We start from the raw sequence: 21,472 nt of genomic DNA on the forward strand, positions 1-21,472 counted from the left end.
AATTACTCGGAGATAGAGGTGTTAGTGATGGCTCGTATTGCAAATTCAGTTTTTGAACTAATAGGAAATACACCAGTCGTTAAATTAAACCGTTTAGTAGATGAAGACAGTGCGGATGTCTACTTGAAACTTGAATATATGAACCCAGGCAGCAGTGTCAAAGATCGTATTGCTTTAGCGATGATCGAAGATGCTGAAGCGAAAGGTACACTAAAAGCCGGCGATACCCTTATTGAACCAACAAGTGGAAACACAGGAATCGGCCTTGCGATGGTAGCGGCTGCTAAAGGAATCAACGCGATTTTGGTTATGCCAGACACAATGAGTCAGGAGCGCCGCAACCTTTTACGCGCTTATGGTGCGGAGCTTGTCTTAACACCAGGTGCAGAAGGAATGAAAGGTGCCATCAAAAAAGCAGAAGAATTGGCAGAGGAGCATGGTTACTTCATGCCTCAGCAATTTAGCAACGAAGCCAATGCGGAGATTCACCGTCGTACAACTGGGAAAGAAATTCTTGAACAGTTTGACGGCGAGCTTGATGCATTTATTGCAGGTGTTGGTACGGGCGGTACGATTACAGGTGCTGGTGAAGTCCTAAAAGAAGCCATCCCATCCATCCAGCTTTATGCGGTAGAACCGACAGATTCCCCTGTATTGTCAGGCGGAAAGCCGGGTCCACATAAAATTCAAGGAATTGGAGCAGGTTTTGTTCCTTCAATCCTGAACACAGAAATATATGACGGCATCATCCAAGTGAAAAACGAAGATGCATTTGAGCTTGCAAGAAAAGCAGCGAAAGAAGAAGGAATCCTTGGTGGTATTTCTTCCGGAGCAGCTATTTACGCAGCACTTCAAACAGCGAAGAAGCTTGGTAAAGGGAAAAAGGTTCTCGCAATCATCCCAAGTAACGGTGAGCGTTACCTCAGTACACCTCTTTATCAATTCGATTAAACCAATCACCCCAGCGTTTGCTGGGGTTTTTTCATGAATTCTGAAGATGGAAAGCAAATACTATTTTCTAAATAAATTGGATTGCATTACAATAAGATTAATGAAAATAAAAAAGGATGATAACATGACACAACGCAGGCCGATGGGCATCAAAATTCCTTTTACGAAAGATGCATTCTTGAAAAGATACGAACAATTAACTGCTCGTGAAACACATCATGTGCTTCTAGAAAGTGCACGCGGCGGTTCATATAGCATTGCTGGTATTCACCCGATCGCTAAAGCGAAGGGGAAAGATGGGATGACGACCATCCATTATCAAGGTGAGGTATTGTTCAAAGAAGGTGATCCATTCAGAGCGTTTACGGATTGGTTTCAAACCCTTCAAACCGAAACAAACAACGAATACCCCGACTTCCAAGGTGGAGCGATTGGGTTTTTAAGCTACGATTATGCTAGATACATCGAGCATTTTAAGATGCTGGCAATTGATGATCTTAAAACACCAGACCTTTATTTCCTCGTGTTTAACGATGTTGCAGTTTTTGATCATGAAGAGAACGCACTGTGGCTGATTACTCACACAGAGGAAGCAGAACCAATGAGTGAAGCGAATCAAAGGCTGGAAGAATGGAAGCGAAAGTGGACAAGCTCTTTTGAAGAATCAGCACAATCACCTGTCAATGAATCTTCCACAGAATTTGTACCAGCAGCACCTTTTACTGAAGAAACCTTTGGAGAAGCAGTAGAGAAAATTAAGCAATATATCGCAAACGGTGACGTGTTCCAAGTGAACTTATCTATCAGACAAGATGAACAGCTTCACACTCATCCGTATGATTTATACAAAACGTTACGTCAAGTGAATCCATCTCCTTATATGTCTTACCTGCATACGCCTGACTTCCAGATTGTTTGTGGATCTCCAGAGCTGCTTATTAAGAAAAAAGGAACTCAGCTAGAAACAAGACCAATTGCCGGAACAAGATCACGAGGCAAAGACGACGCTGAGGATCAAGCACTGGCAAAAGAACTCATTGAAAATGAAAAAGAACGCGCAGAGCATGTCATGCTCGTTGATCTTGAGCGGAATGACCTTGGACGAGTATCTACTTATGGATCCGTAAAAGTGAACGAATTTATGGCGATTGAGAAATATTCACACGTGATGCATATTGTATCCAATGTACAAGGAGAGCTGCGTGATGAATGTGACGCGGTAGATGTCATGAGAGCTGTATTCCCAGGAGGAACGATTACAGGTGCTCCAAAAGTGAGAACAATGGAAATTATAGAAGAACTTGAGCCAACAAGACGTGGGCTTTATACTGGATCTATAGGCTGGTTTGGATTCAATCAAGATATGCACTTTAATATCGTTATTCGTACTGCGTATTGTACAGAAGGAAAAGCCTTTATGCAGTCAGGTGCGGGAATCGTCATAGATTCTGTCCCAAAGCACGAATACAAAGAATCCATTAAAAAAGCCTATGCAGTGAAAAAAGCAATACAGTTGAGCAAAGAAGAGACTATTTTGAGTTAGAGGTGAGCAGAGTATGATTTTAATGATTGATAATTATGATTCATTTACGTACAACCTGGTCCAGTATTTAGGTGAGCTTGGAGAAGAATTGATCGTGAAACGGAATGATCAAGTGACCATTCAGGAAATTGAAGAGCTCAAGCCGGATTTTCTCATGATTTCTCCAGGGCCATGCAGTCCTGATGAAGCGGGAATTAGTATGGAGGCGATCAAGCACTTTGCAGGAAGTATTCCGATCTTCGGTGTGTGTTTAGGCCACCAATCCATCGCACAAGTCTTTGGCGGGGATGTTGTTCGAGCAGAGCGCTTAATGCACGGTAAAACGTCAGAGATTAAACATGACGGAAAAGGTGTCTTCACAGGACTTCAAAATCCGCTCGTTGCAACGAGATATCATTCATTAATTGTCAAAAACGAGACGCTGCCAGAGTGCTTTGACGCAACAGCCAGCACAAAGGAAGGCGAGCTCATGGCGATTCGCCATAAAGAATTGCCGATTGAAAGTGTGCAATTCCATCCTGAATCAATTATGACGTCCTTCGGAAAAGAAATGCTGAAAAATTTCATTGAAACCTATCGTAAAAAGGGGCATGAAGTAAACGCATGATCATTTATCTGAACGGTCAGTATATAGAGGAGAAAGACGCGACTCTTTCTCCTTTTGATCATGGTTTTCTATATGGCATCGGTGTATTCGAAACATTTACCAGCCTGGCAGGACAAGTCTTCCTGTTGGATTGGCATCTTGAAAGGCTCAATCAATCATTACGTGACCTTTGCATCGAATCCACAATAGAGAAACCATTTGTACTCGACATCATTCATACCTTACTGAATAAAAACCAAATAGCTGGCGGCCATGCGAGAATTCGCTTGAATGTTTCTGCGGGCAGAGGAAACGGATTTTCTGCAGATCCTTATGAAGAGCCTGTCGTTTTTGTCATGATTTCTCCTTTCCGTCCAGAATCTATTTTGGATGAGAAAAAGGGAGTCATTCTTCAAACGAGAAGAAATACACCGGAAGGCCCAAGACGCCTCAAGTCTCATCATTATATGAACAACTTGCTCGCTAAAAGGGAAGTGGGGAATGACCCGTCGTTAGAAGGCATCTTTTTAACAAAAGAAGATGATGTGGCAGAAGGCATTACCTCGAATATATTTTGGCGAAAAGATGATGTGATCTATACACCGTCACTTGATACAGGCATTTTAAATGGGGTCACTCGTCGATACTGTATGGAAACGCTCCGCGCTATGGGGGCTTCGCTAAAGGAAGGGCGATACCTAGTCTCACATTTGCTTTCTGCTGATGAGGCATGGATGACCAATTCTGTTCAGGGAGTTGTACCGTTCAGAGGAATAGGAGAAATCCACTTTCCCAAAAACAGCCGGACAATTTCAACAAAGTTAAGAATGCAATACACTAAAGAACGTCAAGACCATAAAGAGTAGGTGGACACAATGACACAACAATTGATAAAACAGCCTAAAATCATACAGGCCAAGCACCATACCCTTAGTTATGAAGAAAAGACATTAGTCATGGGCATTTTAAATGTCACACCTGACTCTTTTTCAGATGGAGGAAAGTTTAATCAAGTAGATAAAGCGCTGGCTCATGCAGCGCAGCTGATAGAAGACGGGGCTCATATTATTGATATTGGCGGAGAATCGACTCGTCCGGGAGCGGCACTTGTCTCGGAAGAAGAGGAGCTTTCAAGAGTCATCCCGGTCATTGAGAAGATCACAAAAGAATTAGATGTACCTATCTCTATTGATACGTATAAAGCCCGTGTTGCAGATGAAGCGGTGAAAGCTGGAGCCTCCATCATTAATGATGTATGGGGAGCAAAGGCAGATCCCCAAATGGCACATGTGGCAGCGAAGCACAATGTTCCAATCATTTTAATGCACAATCGGCCAGAACGAAACTACACACATCTGATTTCAGATATGATCGCCGATTTGAAAGAAAGTGTCCAAATTGCCCAGCAAGCGGGTGTCCGCGATGACATGATCATATTAGATCCAGGTGTAGGATTTGCGAAAAATAAAGAGGACAACCTGAAGGTCATGAATGAGCTCGAACATTTTTGTCACCTTGGGTATCCACTGCTGCTGGCTACATCTCGAAAACGATTCATTGGTGCTGTCTTAGACCTGCCGCCTGAAGAACGTACTGAAGGAACAGGTGCGACGGTCTGTCTTGGGATTCAAAAGGGCAGTGCAATGGTCCGTGTACATGATGTAAAAGAAATTGCAAGAATGGCAAAAATGATGGATGCCATGCTGAATAAGGGAGGCGCTTATCATCGATAAAGTATATGTAAACGGAATGGAATTTTACGGGTACCACGGCGTATTTGCAGAAGAAAACAAACTAGGGCAGCGATTCCGCGTGGACTTAACAGCTTCACTTGATTTAAGTAAAGCCGGACAAACTGATGACCTCAATGAGACGATCAACTATGCAGAGCTCTACCAAATCTGCAAAAGCATCGTAGAAGGTGAGCCGGTCAATCTCGTTGAAACACTGACAGAAAGAATTGCAAACCAAGTGTTAAAGGACTTTCCGACAGTCCAGGAATGTACAGTGAAGGTGATCAAGCCAGATCCGCCAATTCCAGGTCATTATCAGTCCGTTGCAATTGAAATGACGAGATCACGCACATGAATAACACGGCATACATCGCACTAGGCTCAAACATAGGTAAAAAAGAAACCTATTTAAAAGAAGCCGTCAAAAAACTGCATGAACATCCAGAGATACAAGTGGAATTAATCTCATCAATATATGAAACAACACCTGTAGGCTATGAAAACCAAGATGATTTTTTAAATATGGCCGTGAAAATTACCACTTCACTTCGTCCAGAGGAACTACTGTCTCTTACTCAGACAATCGAGCAAGAGTTAGGCAGAACAAGAGAAGTGAGGTGGGGTCCGCGAACGGCTGACCTTGACATTTTACTTTATAATCGTGAAAATATTGAAACAGAACAACTTGTAGTGCCGCATCCTAGAATGTACGAACGTTTATTCGTTCTTGTTCCGATGAGTGAGATTTGCCCAGAAATCGGCGAAGTACAAATAAATGCCGTAACAGACCAAGAAGGTGTAAGCATATGGAAAAAGACATGTGGGGTAGAAGAATTCGTGCATACCGAAAGCTAAAAGGGTATACTCAGGAAGGGTTCGCGAAAAGACTGGGCATCTCTGTCTCTGTCTTAGGAGAAATTGAGCGAGGCAATCGATTACCAACAAACCAATTGGTTGGTCAAATAGCAGATGCTTTAAATATAACGGTGGAAGAACTTTCGCCAATTCTTGAAGAAGAAAGGAGGGGGAAAAATGTTTAAAATCGGAGATATCGAGATTAAAAACAAAGTAGTGCTCGCACCAATGGCTGGTGTGTGCAACTCTGCCTTCAGACTGACGGTGAAAGAGTTTGGAGCGGGCTTAGTCTGCGCTGAAATGGTCAGTGACAAAGCGATCCTGATCAACAATGCAAGAACAATGGGTATGCTATACATTGATGAACGGGAAAAGCCTTTGAGCCTTCAGATATTTGGAGGGGAAAAAGACACACTCGTCGAAGCGGCAAAGTTTGTAGACAAGAATACCACAGCGGATATTATTGATATCAACATGGGCTGTCCTGTGCCGAAGATTACGAAATGTGATGCAGGAGCGAAATGGCTGCTTGATCCAAACAAAATTTATGAAATGGTCTCTGCTGTTGTAGATGCTGTAGACAAACCAGTTACAGTGAAAATGAGAATGGGCTGGGACGAAGACCATATCTTTGCTATTGATAATGCCCGTGCTGTTGAACGAGCAGGTGGACAAGCGGTTGCGCTTCACGGACGGACACGCGTGCAAATGTACGAAGGAACAGCGAATTGGGATATCATGAAAGAGGTTAAACAATCTGTATCCATTCCTGTCATCGGCAATGGCGATGTCAAAACCCCTCAAGATGCAAAACGTATGCTTGATGAAACGGGTGTGGACGCTGTCATGATCGGAAGAGCCGCACTAGGAAACCCGTGGATGATCTATCGAACGGTTCATTATTTAGAAACGGGTGAACTGAAAGAAGAGCCAAACGTGCGTGAGAAAATGTCAGTGTGCAAACTTCACTTAGACAGACTCATTGACCTGAAAGGCGAGCATGTGGCTGTCAGAGAAATGAGAAAGCACGCAGCATGGTACTTAAAAGGTGTCCGAGGCAATGCGGACGTAAGAAATCAAATCAATCAAAGTGAAACGAGAGCGGAGCTTGTACAAGTTCTTGATGACTTTACGATCGAAGCCGAGGCAAAAGAGCTTCAAAGTATAAAAGTAGGATAAGACTATCTTTCTTTTTGTAGCTCACTGCTAGTGCATGTACTGGCAGTTTTTCTGCTTTTCTCTGCAAAATACATTATTGGAGTGATATAAATGAGTAATGAAGGGCTTAATAACGAAGAATTAAATGACCAATTCCAGGTCAGACGTGACAAAATGAATAAAATGAGAGAAGAAGGTATCGATCCATTCGGTGAACGATATGACCGTTCTCATCAATCTGCGCAAATTATCGCTGAATATGACGAGTTTTCTAAAGAAGACTTAGAAGGAAAAGCGGCTCAAGTAACAATCGCTGGACGTATGATGACAAAGCGCGGAAAAGGAAAAGCTGGCTTTGCACATATTCAAGACCTTGAAGGACAAATCCAAATCTATGTTCGTAAAGATAGTGTAGGGGAAGAAGCTTACGAATTATTCAAAAGCTCAGACCTAGGCGATATCATCGGTGTAACAGGGACTGTTTTTAAAACAAACGTAGGAGAACTTTCTATTAAAGCGACCAGCTTTGAGGTTCTTACGAAAGCACTTCGCCCGCTTCCTGATAAGTATCATGGATTAAAAGATGTTGAACAACGCTATCGTCAGCGCTACCTTGACCTCATTGTAAATCCAGAAAGTAAGCAGACGTTCATCATGCGAAGCAAAATCATTCAATCCATGAGAAGATACTTAGATTCTAAAGGATACTTAGAAGTTGAAACACCAACAATGCACAGCATCCCTGGTGGTGCATCAGCGCGTCCTTTCATTACTCATCACAATGCACTTGATATGCCGCTTTATATGCGTATTGCGATCGAGCTGCACTTAAAACGCCTAATTGTCGGTGGTCTAGAGAAAGTATACGAGATTGGCCGCGTATTCCGTAACGAAGGTGTATCGACTCGTCACAACCCAGAATTCACTATGATCGAGCTGTATGAAGCATACGCAGACTACAAAGACATCATGAATCTGACTGAAAACCTGATTGCTCATATTGCCCAAGAGGTGCTAGGAACAACAACCATTCAATATGGAGAAGATGAAATTGATCTCAAACCTGAATGGAAGAGACTTCATATGGTTGAAGCGGTCAAAGAAGCAACAGGTGTAGACTTCTGGCAGGAGATGTCTGTAGAAGAAGCAAAACAGCATGCTGCTGATCATGGTGTTGAAATCACGAAAAATATGACAGTAGGTCATATTATCAATGAGTTCTTCGAGCAAAAAGTAGAAGAAACATTGGTTCAGCCTACATTCATTTACGGACATCCAGTGGAGATTTCTCCATTAGCTAAGAAAAATCCTGAAGACCCTCGCTTTACTGATCGCTTTGAGCTGTTTATCGTACGCCGCGAGCATGCAAATGCATTCACAGAGCTAAACGATCCAATCGATCAAAGAGAACGCTTTGAAGCTCAATTAAAAGAACGTGAAGAAGGAAACGAAGAAGCACATCTAATGGATGACGATTTTGTTGAAGCATTAGAATACGGTATGCCTCCAACAGGTGGTCTAGGAATCGGAATCGACCGATTAATCATGCTTTTAACAAATTCTCCATCAATCAGAGATGTACTGCTTTTCCCACAAATGAGAAACCGCTAATACATCAACCAAAGCGCCATTTTATCTATGGCGCTTTTTATTTTTCATAAAATGAAACTTTTTTTAAAAAAACTATTGCAAGGAAAGAATCCAGATGGTATATTATTATTCGTTGCCGCAAAACAGCAACGAGGTTAAAAAAAGAAATTGAAAAAAGTTCTTGACTTTAACCGATGCAAAATGGTAAGATATTAAAGTCGCTTACGAGCGATAACGAAAATGATCTTTGAAAACTAAACAAGACAAAACGTACCTGTTAATTCGAGTTTTTATAAAAAAATCCTATGATACTTCATAGGTAGTCAGTCAAACGCTGACGAAAAACAAAACTTCGGTTTTGTACTTTTTCGGAGAGTTTGATCCTGGCTCAGGACGAACGCTGGCGGCGTGCCTAATACATGCAAGTCGAGCGGACAGAAGGGAGCTTGCTCCCGGATGTTAGCGGCGGACGGGTGAGTAACACGTGGGTAACCTGCCTGTAAGACTGGGATAACTCCGGGAAACCGGAGCTAATACCGGATAGTTCCTTGAACCGCATGGTTCAAGGATGAAAGACGGTTTCGGCTGTCACTTACAGATGGACCCGCGGCGCATTAGCTAGTTGGTGGGGTAATGGCTCACCAAGGCGACGATGCGTAGCCGACCTGAGAGGGTGATCGGCCACACTGGGACTGAGACACGGCCCAGACTCCTACGGGAGGCAGCAGTAGGGAATCTTCCGCAATGGACGAAAGTCTGACGGAGCAACGCCGCGTGAGTGATGAAGGTTTTCGGATCGTAAAGCTCTGTTGTTAGGGAAGAACAAGTGCGAGAGTAACTGCTCGCACCTTGACGGTACCTAACCAGAAAGCCACGGCTAACTACGTGCCAGCAGCCGCGGTAATACGTAGGTGGCAAGCGTTGTCCGGAATTATTGGGCGTAAAGGGCTCGCAGGCGGTTTCTTAAGTCTGATGTGAAAGCCCCCGGCTCAACCGGGGAGGGTCATTGGAAACTGGGAAACTTGAGTGCAGAAGAGGAGAGTGGAATTCCACGTGTAGCGGTGAAATGCGTAGAGATGTGGAGGAACACCAGTGGCGAAGGCGACTCTCTGGTCTGTAACTGACGCTGAGGAGCGAAAGCGTGGGGAGCGAACAGGATTAGATACCCTGGTAGTCCACGCCGTAAACGATGAGTGCTAAGTGTTAGGGGGTTTCCGCCCCTTAGTGCTGCAGCTAACGCATTAAGCACTCCGCCTGGGGAGTACGGTCGCAAGACTGAAACTCAAAGGAATTGACGGGGGCCCGCACAAGCGGTGGAGCATGTGGTTTAATTCGAAGCAACGCGAAGAACCTTACCAGGTCTTGACATCCTCTGACAACCCTAGAGATAGGGCTTTCCCTTCGGGGACAGAGTGACAGGTGGTGCATGGTTGTCGTCAGCTCGTGTCGTGAGATGTTGGGTTAAGTCCCGCAACGAGCGCAACCCTTGATCTTAGTTGCCAGCATTTAGTTGGGCACTCTAAGGTGACTGCCGGTGACAAACCGGAGGAAGGTGGGGATGACGTCAAATCATCATGCCCCTTATGACCTGGGCTACACACGTGCTACAATGGACAGAACAAAGGGCTGCAAGACCGCAAGGTTTAGCCAATCCCATAAATCTGTTCTCAGTTCGGATCGCAGTCTGCAACTCGACTGCGTGAAGCTGGAATCGCTAGTAATCGCGGATCAGCATGCCGCGGTGAATACGTTCCCGGGCCTTGTACACACCGCCCGTCACACCACGAGAGTTTGCAACACCCGAAGTCGGTGAGGTAACCTTTATGGAGCCAGCCGCCGAAGGTGGGGCAGATGATTGGGGTGAAGTCGTAACAAGGTAGCCGTATCGGAAGGTGCGGCTGGATCACCTCCTTTCTAAGGATATATGGAGCAGCGTATGTTTTCGTCTTGTTTAGTTTTGAAGGATCATTCCTTCAAAACATGTCTCTAGCGAGACAGGATTGTTCTTTGAAAACTAGATAACAATAAGTAATACATTCACATTGAATGCAATGCAAAGTTCATCACACATAGTGATTCTTTCTAAAGTAAGAAATGGTTAAGTTAGAAAGGGCGCACGGTGGATGCCTTGGCACTAGGAGCCGATGAAGGACGGGACGAACACCGATATGCTTCGGGGAGCTGTAAGCAAGCTTTGATCCGGAGATTTCCGAATGGGGAAACCCACTGCTCGTAATGGAGTAGTATCCATACTTGAATACATAGAGTATGAGAAGGCATACCCGGGGAACTGAAACATCTAAGTACCCGGAGGAAGAGAAAGCAAATGCGATTCCCTGAGTAGCGGCGAGCGAAACGGGAACAGCCCAAACCAAGAGGCTTGCCTCTTGGGGTTGTAGGACACTCTATACGGAGTTACAAAGGAACGATATAAGCGAAGAGGTCTGGAAAGGCCCGCCAAAGAAGGTAACAGCCCTGTAACTGAAATGTTGTTCTCTCCAGAGTGGATCCTGAGTACGGCGGAACACGTGAAATTCCGTCGGAATCCGGGAGGACCATCTCCCAAGGCTAAATACTCCCTAGTGACCGATAGTGAACCAGTACCGTGAGGGAAAGGTGAAAAGCACCCCGGAAGGGGAGTGAAATAGATCCTGAAACCGTGTGCCTACAAGTAGTCAGAGCCCGTTAACGGGTGATGGCGTGCCTTTTGTAGAATGAACCGGCGAGTTACGATCCCGTGCAAGGTTAAGCAGAAGATGCGGAGCCGCAGCGAAAGCGAGTCTGAATAGGGCGCATGAGTACGTGGTCGTAGACCCGAAACCAGGTGATCTACCCATGTCCAGGGTGAAGTTCAGGTAACACTGAATGGAGGCCCGAACCCACGCACGTTGAAAAGTGCGGGGATGAGGTGTGGGTAGGGGTGAAATGCCAATCGAACCTGGAGATAGCTGGTTCTCTCCGAAATAGCTTTAGGGCTAGCCTCAAGGTAAGAGTCTCGGAGGTAGAGCACTGATTGGACTAGGGGCCCCTACCGGGTTACCGAATTCAGTCAAACTCCGAATGCCGATGACTTATCCTTGGGAGTCAGACTGCGAGTGATAAGATCCGTAGTCGAAAGGGAAACAGCCCAGACCGCCAGCTAAGGTCCCAAAGTATACGTTAAGTGGAAAAGGATGTGGAGTTGCTTAGACAACCAGGATGTTGGCTTAGAAGCAGCCACCATTTAAAGAGTGCGTAATAGCTCACTGGTCGAGTGACTCTGCGCCGAAAATGTACCGGGGCTAAACGTATCACCGAAGCTGCGGACTGTTCTTACGAACAGTGGTAGGAGAGCGTTCTAAGGGCTGTGAAGCCAGACCGGAAGGACTGGTGGAGCGCTTAGAAGTGAGAATGCCGGTATGAGTAGCGAAAGACGGGTGAGAATCCCGTCCACCGAATGCCTAAGGTTTCCTGAGGAAGGCTCGTCCGCTCAGGGTTAGTCGGGACCTAAGCCGAGGCCGAAAGGCGTAGGCGATGGACAACAGGTTGATATTCCTGTACCACCTCCTCACCATTTGAGCAATGGGGGGACGCAGGAGGATAGGGTAAGCGCGGTATTGGATATCCGCGTCCAAGCAGTTAGGCTGGGAAATAGGCAAATCCGTTTCCCGTAAAGGCTGAGCTGTGATGGCGAGCGAAATTTAGTAGCGAAGTTCCTGATTCCACACTGCCAAGAAAAGCCTCTAGCGAGGTGAGAGGTGCCCGTACCGCAAACCGACACAGGTAGGCGAGGAGAGAATCCTAAGGTGATCGAGAGAACTCTCGTTAAGGAACTCGGCAAAATGACCCCGTAACTTCGGGAGAAGGGGTGCTTCTTAGGGTGTTAAAGCCCCGAGAAGCCGCAGTGAATAGGCCCAGGCGACTGTTTAGCAAAAACACAGGTCTCTGCGAAGCCGTAAGGCGAAGTATAGGGGCTGACGCCTGCCCGGTGCTGGAAGGTTAAGAGGAGCGCTTAGCGTAAGCGAAGGTGCGAATTGAAGCCCCAGTAAACGGCGGCCGTAACTATAACGGTCCTAAGGTAGCGAAATTCCTTGTCGGGTAAGTTCCGACCCGCACGAAAGGCGCAACGATCTGGGCACTGTCTCAACGAGAGACTCGGTGAAATTATAGTACCTGTGAAGATGCAGGTTACCCGCGACAGGACGGAAAGACCCCGTGGAGCTTTACTGCAGCCTGATATTGAATGTTGGTACAGCTTGTACAGGATAGGTAGGAGCCTTGGAAACCGGAGCGCTAGCTTCGGTGGAGGCATCGGTGGGATACTACCCTGGCTGTATTGACCTTCTAACCCGCTGCCCTTATCGGGCAGGGAGACAGTGTCAGGTGGGCAGTTTGACTGGGGCGGTCGCCTCCTAAAATGTAACGGAGGCGCCCAAAGGTTCCCTCAGAATGGTTGGAAATCATTCGCAGAGTGTAAAGGCACAAGGGAGCTTGACTGCGAGACCTACAAGTCGAGCAGGGACGAAAGTCGGGCTTAGTGATCCGGTGGTTCCGCATGGAAGGGCCATCGCTCAACGGATAAAAGCTACCCCGGGGATAACAGGCTTATCTCCCCCAAGAGTCCACATCGACGGGGAGGTTTGGCACCTCGATGTCGGCTCATCGCATCCTGGGGCTGTAGTCGGTCCCAAGGGTTGGGCTGTTCGCCCATTAAAGCGGTACGCGAGCTGGGTTCAGAACGTCGTGAGACAGTTCGGTCCCTATCCGTCGCGGGCGCAGGAAATTTGAGAGGAGCTGTCCTTAGTACGAGAGGACCGGGATGGACGCACCGCTGGTGTACCAGTTGTTCTGCCAAGGGCATCGCTGGGTAGCTATGTGCGGACGGGATAAGTGCTGAAAGCATCTAAGCATGAAGCCCCCCTCAAGATGAGATTTCCCATTCCGCAAGGAAGTAAGATCCCTGAAAGATGATCAGGTTGATAGGTCTGAGGTGGAAGCGTGGTGACACGTGGAGCTGACAGATACTAATAGATCGAGGACTTAACCTATATTCTAATGTGAAACATGAACATTGTTATCTAGTTTTGAGAGAACATTCTCTCCATCAGGTTTGGTGGCGATAGCGAAGAGGTCACACCCGTTCCCATACCGAACACGGAAGTTAAGCTCTTCAGCGCCGATGGTAGTTGGGGGTTTCCCCCTGTGAGAGTAGGACGCCGCCAAGCTTCTATCAGGATCAGTTCCATTTGGAACTGGTCTTTTTTGTGTTTTTGAATGACTTGCTTCTATATAATAGGTTGTTAAAGTAAAAATACGTTATTCCCTCGTTTGATTGCTACATAAATCAAACTTTATGCTCCTTCAATTTAACATGTCGGTCATCATATGAACCGGTAGCTCAAATCATCAAGGGCATCACTAAAAGCATAGAAAACCTCAACTTGGGCTAAATAGATATAGAAAAGCGATGTATAGAGCCACTAAATAGAAAGACCTCATCCCGAAGGGGTTGGTCAGCCATTGTTGAATTTTCAATTTAAAAAGATAGAAGAAATGAAAGAAACAATACTCATTTTACTTCTCCTGCTAAAATTTTATATCGATGATAAAGCTGTTGAATATTTGAAGCAGCAGAAAAAATGATGTGAAACGATTTGTTGAAAAATAGTAAAGACCAGCAACAATTTCACGCTTTTTTATGGAAAAAAGATTTATCAGAAAAATAAAATAATAACAAAACTTCTTATTTGAATTTTTTTATTCAGAGATATATGAAATAAAACAAGGGTATAGAAGCTTCAAAATTGCTGTTTCCACAGTGATAAAGCCTTATTAGTACTCTTTTTAACAAAAAAACATAAAAAAATGAAAAAAAGGCTTTTAAAATGATGAGACAAGTGGTAAACTTCTTTAGGTGCCTTAACGAAAAGATGAAAAAAACAGCTTTAAAATAAATTCAAAAATTATTTTAAAAAAGTCTTTACAAACAATATCTTATCGTTATATAATACTATTTGTCAGATCGAGAGACATTTCGAAACGACACAATATGGAGGATTAGCTCAGCTGGGAGAGCATCTGCCTTACAAGCAGAGGGTCGGCGGTTCGAGCCCGTCATCCTCCACCATATTTATTCTTACATAATGTTAGGATAGATAAAGCCGGTGTAGCTCAACTGGTAGAGCAACTGACTTGTAATCAGTAGGTTGGGGGTTCAAGTCCTCTTGCCGGCACCACTTTCATATGGTAAGATAGACAAGTCGCTTTTAAAGCGAGCCATTAGCTCAGTTGGTAGAGCATCTGACTTTTAATCAGAGGGTCGAAGGTTCGAGTCCTTCATGGCTCACCATGTTTCATGCGGGTGTGGCGGAATTGGCAGACGCGCTAGACTTAGGATCTAGTGTCTTTATGACGTGGGGGTTCAAGTCCCTTCACCCGCATTGCCAAATAAAATAAAGAAATCCTGTAATGCGGAAGTAGTTCAGTGGTAGAACACCACCTTGCCAAGGTGGGGGTCGCGGGTTCGAATCCCGTCTTCCGCTTATACCATCCACGCCGGGGTGGTGGAATTGGCAGACACACAGGACTTAAAATCCTGCGGTAGGTGACTACCGTGCCGGTTCAAGTCCGGCCCTCGGCATTATAAATAAGCGCCCGTAGCTCAATTGGATAGAGCGTTTGACTACGGATCAAAAGGTTAGGGGTTCGACTCCTCTCGGGCGCGCCATTAAGATCGGGAAGTAGCTCAGCTTGGTAGAGCACTTGGTTTGGGACCAAGGGGTCGCAGGTTCGAATCCTGTCTTCCCGACCATCTTTTATGGGGCCTTAGCTCAGCTGGGAGAGCGCCTGCCTTGCACGCAGGAGGTCAGCGGTTCGATCCCGCTAGGCTCCACCAATATGATCTTTGAAAACTAAACAAGACAAAACGTACCTGTTAATTCGAGTTTTTATAAAAAAATCCTATGATACTTCATAGGTAGTCAGTCAAACGCTGACGAAAAACAAAACTTCGGTTTTGTACTTTTTCGGAGAGTTTGATCCTGGCTCAGGACGAACGCTGGCGGCGTGCCTAATACATGCAAGTCGAGCGGACAGAAGGGAGCTTGCTCCCGGATGTTAGCGGCGGACGGGTGAGTAACACGTGGGTAACCTGCCTGTAAGACTGGGATAACTCCGGGAAACCGGAGCTAATACCGGATAGTTCCTTGAACCGCATGGTTCAAGGATGAAAGACGGTTTCGGCTGTCACTTACAGATGGACCCGCGGCGCATTAGCTAGTTGGTGGGGTAATGGCTCACCAAGGCGACGATGCGTAGCCGACCTGAGAGGGTGATCGGCCACACTGGGACTGAGACACGGCCCAGACTCCTACGGGAGGCAGCAGTAGGGAATCTTCCGCAATGGACGAAAGTCTGACGGAGCAACGCCGCGTGAGTGATGAAGGTTTTCGGATCGTAAAGCTCTGTTGTTAGGGAAGAACAAGTGCGAGAGTAACTGCTCGCACCTTGACGGTACCTAACCAGAAAGCCACGGCTAACTACGTGCCAGCAGCCGCGGTAATACGTAGGTGGCAAGCGTTGTCCGGAATTATTGGGCGTAAAGGGCTCGCAGGCGGTTTCTTAAGTCTGATGTGAAAGCCCCCGGCTCAACCGGGGAGGGTCATTGGAAACTGGGAAACTTGAGTGCAGAAGAGGAGAGTGGAATTCCACGTGTAGCGGTGAAATGCGTAGAGATGTGGAGGAACACCAGTGGCGAAGGCGACTCTCTGGTCTGTAACTGACGCTGAGGAGCGAAAGCGTGGGGAGCGAACAGGATTAGATACCCTGGTAGTCCACGCCGTAAACGATGAGTGCTAAGTGTTAGGGGGTTTCCGCCCCTTAGTGCTGCAGCTAACGCATTAAGCACTCCGCCTGGGGAGTACGGTCGCAAGACTGAAACTCAAAGGAATTGACGGGGGCCCGCACAAGCGGTGGAGCATGTGGTTTAATTCGAAGCAACGCGAAGAACCTTACCAGGTCTTGACATCCTCTGACAACCCTAGAGATAGGGCTTTCCCTTCGGGGACAGAGTGACAGGTGGTGCATGGTTGTCGTCAGCTCGTGTCGTGAGATGTTGGGTTAAGTCCCGCAACGAGCGCAACCCTTGATCTTAGTTGCCAGCATTTAGTTGGGCACTCTAAGGTGACTGCCGGTGACAAACCGGAGGAAGGTGGGGATGACGTCAAATCATCATGCCCCTTATGACCTGGGCTACACACGTGCTACAATGGACAGAACAAAGGGCTGCAAGACCGCAAGGTTTAGCCAATCCCATAAATCTGTTCTCAGTTCGGATCGCAGTCTGCAACTCGACTGCGTGAAGCTGGAATCGCTAGTAATCGCGGATCAGCATGCCGCGGTGAATACGTTCCCGGGCCTTGTACACACCGCCCGTCACACCACGAGAGTTTGCAACACCCGAAGTCGGTGAGGTAACCTTTATGGAGCCAGCCGCCGAAGGTGGGGCAGATGATTGGGGTGAAGTCGTAACAAGGTAGCCGTATCGGAAGGTGCGGCTGGATCACCTCCTTTCTAAGGATATATGGAGCAGCGTATGTTTTCGTCTTGTTTAGTTTTGAAGGATCATTCCTTCAAAACATGTCTCTAGCGAGACAGGATTGTTCTTTGAAAACTAGATAACAATAAGTAATACATTCACATTGAATGCAATGCAAAGTTCATCACACATAGTGATTCTTTCTAAAGTAAGAAATGGTTAAGTTAGAAAGGGCGCACGGTGGATGCCTTGGCACTAGGAGCCGATGAAGGACGGGACGAACACCGATATGCTTCGGGGAGCTGTAAGCAAGCTTTGATCCGGAGATTTCCGAATGGGGAAACCCACTGCTCGTAATGGAGTAGTATCCATACTTGAATACATAGAGTATGAGAAGGCATACCCGGGGAACTGAAACATCTAAGTACCCGGAGGAAGAGAAAGCAAATGCGATTCCCTGAGTAGCGGCGAGCGAAACGGGAACAGCCCAAACCAAGAGGCTTGCCTCTTGGGGTTGTAGGACACTCTATACGGAGTTACAAAGGAACGATATAAGCGAAGAGGTCTGGAAAGGCCCGCCAAAGAAGGTAACAGCCCTGTAACTGAAATGTTGTTCTCTCCAGAGTGGATCCTGAGTACGGCGGAACACGTGAAATTCCGTCGGAATCCGGGAGGACCATCTCCCAAGGCTAAATACTCCCTAGTGACCGATAGTGAACCAGTACCGTGAGGGAAAGGTGAAAAGCACCCCGGAAGGGGAGTGAAATAGATCCTGAAACCGTGTGCCTACAAGTAGTCAGAGCCCGTTAACGGGTGATGGCGTGCCTTTTGTAGAATGAACCGGCGAGTTACGATCCCGTGCAAGGTTAAGCAGAAGATGCGGAGCCGCAGCGAAAGCGAGTCTGAATAGGGCGCATGAGTACGTGGTCGTAGACCCGAAACCAGGTGATCTACCCATGTCCAGGGTGAAGTTCAGGTAACACTGAATGGAGGCCCGAACCCACGCACGTTGAAAAGTGCGGGGATGAGGTGTGGGTAGGGGTGAAATGCCAATCGAACCTGGAGATAGCTGGTTCTCTCCGAAATAGCTTTAGGGCTAGCCTCAAGGTAAGAGTCTCGGAGGTAGAGCACTGATTGGACTAGGGGCCCCTACCGGGTTACCGAATTCAGTCAAACTCCGAATGCCGATGACTTATCCTTGGGAGTCAGACTGCGAGTGATAAGATCCGTAGTCGAAAGGGAAACAGCCCAGACCGCCAGCTAAGGTCCCAAAGTATACGTTAAGTGGAAAAGGATGTGGAGTTGCTTAGACAACCAGGATGTTGGCTTAGAAGCAGCCACCATTTAAAGAGTGCGTAATAGCTCACTGGTCGAGTGACTCTGCGCCGAAAATGTACCGGGGCTAAACGTATCACCGAAGCTGCGGACTGTTCTTACGAACAGTGGTAGGAGAGCGTTCTAAGGGCTGTGAAGCCAGACCGGAAGGACTGGTGGAGCGCTTAGAAGTGAGAATGCCGGTATGAGTAGCGAAAGACGGGTGAGAATCCCGTCCACCGAATGCCTAAGGTTTCCTGAGGAAGGCTCGTCCGCTCAGGGTTAGTCGGGACCTAAGCCGAGGCCGAAAGGCGTAGGCGATGGACAACAGGTTGATATTCCTGTACCACCTCCTCACCATTTGAGCAATGGGGGGACGCAGGAGGATAGGGTAAGCGCGGTATTGGATATCCGCGTCCAAGCAGTTAGGCTGGGAAATAGGCAAATCCGTTTCCCATAAAGGCTGAGCTGTGATGGCGAGCGAAATTTAGTAGCGAAGTTCCTGATTCCACACTGCCAAGAAAAGCCTCTAGCGAGGTGAGAGGTGCCCGTACCGCAAACCGACACAGGTAGGCGAGGAGAGAATCCTAAGGTGATCGAGAGAACTCTCGTTAAGGAACTCGGCAAAATGACCCCGTAACTTCGGGAGAAGGGGTGCTTCTTAGGGTGTTAAAGCCCCGAGAAGCCGCAGTGAATAGGCCCAGGCGACTGTTTAGCAAAAACACAGGTCTCTGCGAAGCCGTAAGGCGAAGTATAGGGGCTGACGCCTGCCCGGTGCTGGAAGGTTAAGAGGAGCGCTTAGCGTAAGCGAAGGTGCGAATTGAAGCCCCAGTAAACGGCGGCCGTAACTATAACGGTCCTAAGGTAGCGAAATTCCTTGTCGGGTAAGTTCCGACCCGCACGAAAGGCGCAACGATCTGGGCACTGTCTCAACGAGAGACTCGGTGAAATTATAGTACCTGTGAAGATGCAGGTTACCCGCGACAGGACGGAAAGACCCCGTGGAGCTTTACTGCAGCCTGATATTGAATGTTGGTACAGCTTGTACAGGATAGGTAGGAGCCTTGGAAACCGGAGCGCTAGCTTCGGTGGAGGCATCGGTGGGATACTACCCTGGCTGTATTGACCTTCTAACCCGCTGCCCTTATCGGGCAGGGAGACAGTGTCAGGTGGGCAGTTTGACTGGGGCGGTCGCCTCCTAAAATGTAACGGAGGCGCCCAAAGGTTCCCTCAGAATGGTTGGAAATCATTCGCAGAGTGTAAAGGCACAAGGGAGCTTGACTGCGAGACCTACAAGTCGAGCAGGGACGAAAGTCGGGCTTAGTGATCCGGTGGTTCCGCATGGAAGGGCCATCGCTCAACGGATAAAAGCTACCCCGGGGATAACAGGCTTATCTCCCCCAAGAGTCCACATCGACGGGGAGGTTTGGCACCTCGATGTCGGCTCATCGCATCCTGGGGCTGTAGTCGGTCCCAAGGGTTGGGCTGTTCGCCCATTAAAGCGGTACGCGAGCTGGGTTCAGAACGTCGTGAGACAGTTCGGTCCCTATCCGTCGCGGGCGCAGGAAATTTGAGAGGAGCTGTCCTTAGTACGAGAGGACCGGGATGGACGCACCGCTGGTGTACCAGTTGTTCTGCCAAGGGCATCGCTGGGTAGCTATGTGCGGACGGGATAAGTGCTGAAAGCATCTAAGCATGAAGCCCCCCTCAAGATGAGATTTCCCATTCCGCAAGGAAGTAAGATCCCTGAAAGATGATCAGGTTGATAGGTCTGAGGTGGAAGCGTGGTGACACGTGGAGCTGACAGATACTAATAGATCGAGGACTTAACCTATATTCTAATGTGAAACATGAACATTGTTATCTAGTTTTGAGAGAACATTCTCTCCATCAGGTTTGGTGGCGATAGCGAAGAGGTCACACCCGTTCCCATACCGAACACGGAAGTTAAGCTCTTCAGCGCCGATGGTAGTTGGGGGTTTCCCCCTGTGAGAGTAGGACGCCGCCAAGCTTCTATCAGGATCAGTTCCATTTGGAACTGGTCTTTTTTGTGTTTTTTGGAGGTTTGGCACCATATAAATGTGGAAATAATATTGTTAGTTGAGCGATTATCTTGAAAAATCGACCGAAAAAATTTATAGTAAGATTAAAGTCAAATATAGTCAAAGTCAATGGAGGAGGAGGCGGAGTGGCACAAAATATTTCTGATATCATCGAGCAGTATTTGAAGGAAGTCTTGGATCAGAACGGTCGAGAAATATTAGAAATTAAACGCAATGAAATTGCAGATAAGTTTCAATGCGTACCTTCACAAATTAACTATGTTATCAATACACGCTTTACGAGCGAGAGAGGCTATATCGTTGAAAGTAAGCGTGGCGGCGGTGGCTATATCCGCATCATTAAAGTCAAAATGAATGATGAAGTGGACTTATTGAACAACATTATTTCCCAAATATATCATCGTTTATCACAGGCTGCATCTGATCACATCATCATGCGTCTTGTTGAAAATAACATTTTATCTGAAAGAGAAGCTAAGATGATGATTAGTGTCATGGACCGTTCTGTATTGCATATTGATTTACCTGAACGTGATGAACTCCGGGCTCGGATGATGAAAGCGATGTTAAATGCTTTGAAATTAAAGTAAAGCGGGTGAAAAGATTGATTTGTCAAGAATGTAATGAGAGACCAGCCACTTTTCACTTTACGAAAGTTATAAATGGAGAAAAACAAGAAATGCACATATGTGAACAATGTGCAAAAGAAAACAGTGATTCATATGCTATGAGTGGAAACCAAGGTTTCTCGATTCACAACTTATTATCAGGCTTATTAAATATTGATCCTAGCTTCACCACAAGTGCTAACAAGAGCTCGTCTATTTTTCAAGAAGCAAAAGAAGTGGATCAATGTCCTAAGTGTGGCTTAACCTTTCAGCAGTTCAGAAAAACAGGCCGATTTGGCTGTGCAGAATGCTATCGTACATTTGATCAGTATCTGAACCCTGTTTTACGGAAAGTCCATAGTGGAAATACAGTCCATAATGGGAAAGTCCCAAAACGAATTGCCGGCAGCCTGCATGTCCGCCGGAAACTTGAGTTAATGCAGCAAGAGCTGAAGCAGCTGATTGAACAGGAAGAGTTCGAAAAAGCAGCAGAAGTTCGAGATCAAATTCGTGCATTAGAGCATGAGCAATCTCAGCAGAGGGAGGGAGATTAACG

At 46.7% G+C, this 21,472-nt stretch carries 12 protein-coding genes, 9 tRNA genes and 6 rRNA genes; all 27 read left to right on the top strand.

Annotation, left to right across the window (positions count from 1 at the left end; translation table 11 throughout):
• Positions 1–27 precede the first annotated feature (27 nt).
• The 27 genes from cysK to MHI46_RS00575 all read left to right on the top strand — a co-directional run bounded on the left by cysK (position 28) and on the right by MHI46_RS00575 (position 21,470).
• Positions 28–951: a cysteine synthase A gene (gene cysK, locus MHI46_RS00445; protein WP_024425655.1), complete on the top strand. Its 924-nt coding sequence runs from the start codon at positions 28–30 to the stop codon at positions 949–951.
• 124 nt (positions 952–1,075) lie between these two features.
• Complete coding sequence (locus tag MHI46_RS00450) at positions 1,076–2,494, top strand: anthranilate synthase component I family protein (protein ID WP_106025935.1); 1,419 nt, start codon at positions 1,076–1,078, stop codon at positions 2,492–2,494.
• A gap of 13 nt (positions 2,495–2,507) precedes the next feature.
• Positions 2,508–3,101 carry an aminodeoxychorismate/anthranilate synthase component II gene (gene pabA, locus MHI46_RS00455; RefSeq protein ID WP_024425656.1) on the top strand — a complete coding sequence of 198 codons (594 nt, stop codon included), beginning with the start codon at positions 2,508–2,510 and terminating at the stop codon, positions 3,099–3,101.
• Positions 3,098–3,946 carry an aminodeoxychorismate lyase gene (gene pabC, locus MHI46_RS00460; protein WP_106025936.1) on the top strand — a complete coding sequence of 283 codons (849 nt, stop codon included), beginning with the start codon at positions 3,098–3,100 and terminating at the stop codon, positions 3,944–3,946. Before pabA ends, pabC begins: the two co-directional genes overlap by 4 nt.
• Positions 3,947–3,955: 9 nt before the next feature.
• Positions 3,956–4,813: a dihydropteroate synthase gene (folP, locus tag MHI46_RS00465; protein WP_024425658.1), complete on the top strand. Its 858-nt coding sequence runs from the start codon at positions 3,956–3,958 to the stop codon at positions 4,811–4,813.
• Positions 4,806–5,168, top strand: a complete 363-nt coding sequence (gene folB / locus MHI46_RS00470) for a dihydroneopterin aldolase (RefSeq protein WP_024425659.1) — start codon at positions 4,806–4,808, stop codon at positions 5,166–5,168. The genes folP and folB overlap by 8 nt, the downstream gene beginning before the upstream one ends.
• Positions 5,165–5,668 carry a 2-amino-4-hydroxy-6-hydroxymethyldihydropteridine diphosphokinase gene (gene folK, locus MHI46_RS00475; protein ID WP_106025937.1) on the top strand — a complete coding sequence of 168 codons (504 nt, stop codon included), beginning with the start codon at positions 5,165–5,167 and terminating at the stop codon, positions 5,666–5,668. The genes folB and folK overlap by 4 nt, the downstream gene beginning before the upstream one ends.
• Positions 5,620–5,853 (top strand): helix-turn-helix transcriptional regulator, encoded by a 234-nt coding sequence (locus tag MHI46_RS00480; protein ID WP_024425661.1) that lies wholly within the window; start codon positions 5,620–5,622, stop codon positions 5,851–5,853. Before folK ends, MHI46_RS00480 begins: the two co-directional genes overlap by 49 nt.
• Positions 5,846–6,847 (top strand): tRNA dihydrouridine synthase DusB, encoded by a 1,002-nt coding sequence (gene dusB, locus MHI46_RS00485; protein WP_039175955.1) that lies wholly within the window; start codon positions 5,846–5,848, stop codon positions 6,845–6,847. Before MHI46_RS00480 ends, dusB begins: the two co-directional genes overlap by 8 nt.
• Positions 6,848–6,937: 90 nt before the next feature.
• The gene (gene lysS / locus MHI46_RS00490) at positions 6,938–8,437 is read left to right on the top strand and encodes a lysine--tRNA ligase (protein ID WP_342503045.1); all 1,500 of its coding nucleotides are present in this window, start codon (positions 6,938–6,940) and stop codon (positions 8,435–8,437) included.
• A 344-nt stretch (positions 8,438–8,781) separates the two neighbouring features.
• Positions 8,782–10,330, top strand: a 16S ribosomal RNA gene (locus MHI46_RS00495).
• Between the two features lie 182 nt (positions 10,331–10,512).
• Positions 10,513–13,443 (top strand): 23S ribosomal RNA (locus MHI46_RS00500).
• Between the two features lie 61 nt (positions 13,444–13,504).
• Positions 13,505–13,620 (top strand): 5S ribosomal RNA (gene rrf / locus MHI46_RS00505).
• 826 nt (positions 13,621–14,446) lie between these two features.
• Positions 14,447–14,522 (top strand) — tRNA-Val (locus tag MHI46_RS00510).
• 33 nt (positions 14,523–14,555) lie between these two features.
• A tRNA-Thr gene (locus tag MHI46_RS00515) sits at positions 14,556–14,631 on the top strand.
• A 37-nt stretch (positions 14,632–14,668) separates the two neighbouring features.
• A tRNA-Lys gene (locus MHI46_RS00520) sits at positions 14,669–14,744 on the top strand.
• An 8-nt stretch (positions 14,745–14,752) separates the two neighbouring features.
• Positions 14,753–14,835 (top strand) — tRNA-Leu (locus MHI46_RS00525).
• Between the two features lie 30 nt (positions 14,836–14,865).
• Positions 14,866–14,937, top strand: a tRNA-Gly gene (locus tag MHI46_RS00530).
• 12 nt (positions 14,938–14,949) lie between these two features.
• Positions 14,950–15,035: transfer RNA gene (locus tag MHI46_RS00535), tRNA-Leu, on the top strand.
• 10 nt (positions 15,036–15,045) lie between these two features.
• Positions 15,046–15,122 (top strand) — tRNA-Arg (locus tag MHI46_RS00540).
• A gap of 7 nt (positions 15,123–15,129) precedes the next feature.
• Positions 15,130–15,206: transfer RNA gene (locus MHI46_RS00545), tRNA-Pro, on the top strand.
• Positions 15,207–15,214: 8 nt separating this feature from the next.
• Positions 15,215–15,290, top strand: a tRNA-Ala gene (locus MHI46_RS00550).
• A 127-nt stretch (positions 15,291–15,417) separates the two neighbouring features.
• Positions 15,418–16,966: ribosomal RNA gene (locus MHI46_RS00555) — 16S ribosomal RNA — on the top strand.
• 182 nt (positions 16,967–17,148) lie between these two features.
• Positions 17,149–20,079: ribosomal RNA gene (locus tag MHI46_RS00560) — 23S ribosomal RNA — on the top strand.
• 61 nt (positions 20,080–20,140) lie between these two features.
• Positions 20,141–20,256 (top strand): 5S ribosomal RNA (gene rrf, locus MHI46_RS00565).
• The 16S, 23S and 5S rRNA genes sit together here with 9 tRNA genes alongside, the layout of an rRNA operon.
• A 177-nt stretch (positions 20,257–20,433) precedes the next feature.
• Entirely contained in the window at positions 20,434–20,898 is a 465-nt protein-coding gene (locus MHI46_RS00570) for a CtsR family transcriptional regulator (protein ID WP_003217184.1), read from the top strand.
• 14 nt (positions 20,899–20,912) lie between these two features.
• Positions 20,913–21,470, top strand: coding sequence for a UvrB/UvrC motif-containing protein (locus tag MHI46_RS00575; protein WP_064497446.1), 558 nt, complete (start codon positions 20,913–20,915; stop codon positions 21,468–21,470).
• Positions 21,471–21,472 lie beyond the last annotated feature (2 nt).

Origin of the sequence: Bacillus sp. FSL K6-1000 (assembly GCF_038630785.1) — a bacterium.
GTDB classification, from domain to species: Bacteria; Bacillota; Bacilli; order Bacillales; family Bacillaceae; genus Bacillus; species Bacillus safensis.

Coding starts and splice junctions, on each gene's coding strand:
- pabC (WP_106025936.1), top strand. CDS start 3,098: ATGATCATTTATCTGAACGGTCAGTATATAGAGGAGAAAGACGCGACT.
- pabA (WP_024425656.1), top strand. CDS start 2,508: ATGATTTTAATGATTGATAATTATGATTCATTTACGTACAACCTGGTC.
- folK (WP_106025937.1), top strand. CDS start 5,165: ATGAATAACACGGCATACATCGCACTAGGCTCAAACATAGGTAAAAAA.
- MHI46_RS00480 (WP_024425661.1), top strand. CDS start 5,620: ATGGAAAAAGACATGTGGGGTAGAAGAATTCGTGCATACCGAAAGCTA.
- folP (WP_024425658.1), top strand. CDS start 3,956: ATGACACAACAATTGATAAAACAGCCTAAAATCATACAGGCCAAGCAC.
- dusB (WP_039175955.1), top strand. CDS start 5,846: ATGTTTAAAATCGGAGATATCGAGATTAAAAACAAAGTAGTGCTCGCA.
- MHI46_RS00450 (WP_106025935.1), top strand. CDS start 1,076: ATGACACAACGCAGGCCGATGGGCATCAAAATTCCTTTTACGAAAGAT.
- cysK (WP_024425655.1), top strand. CDS start 28: ATGGCTCGTATTGCAAATTCAGTTTTTGAACTAATAGGAAATACACCA.
- lysS (WP_342503045.1), top strand. CDS start 6,938: ATGAGTAATGAAGGGCTTAATAACGAAGAATTAAATGACCAATTCCAG.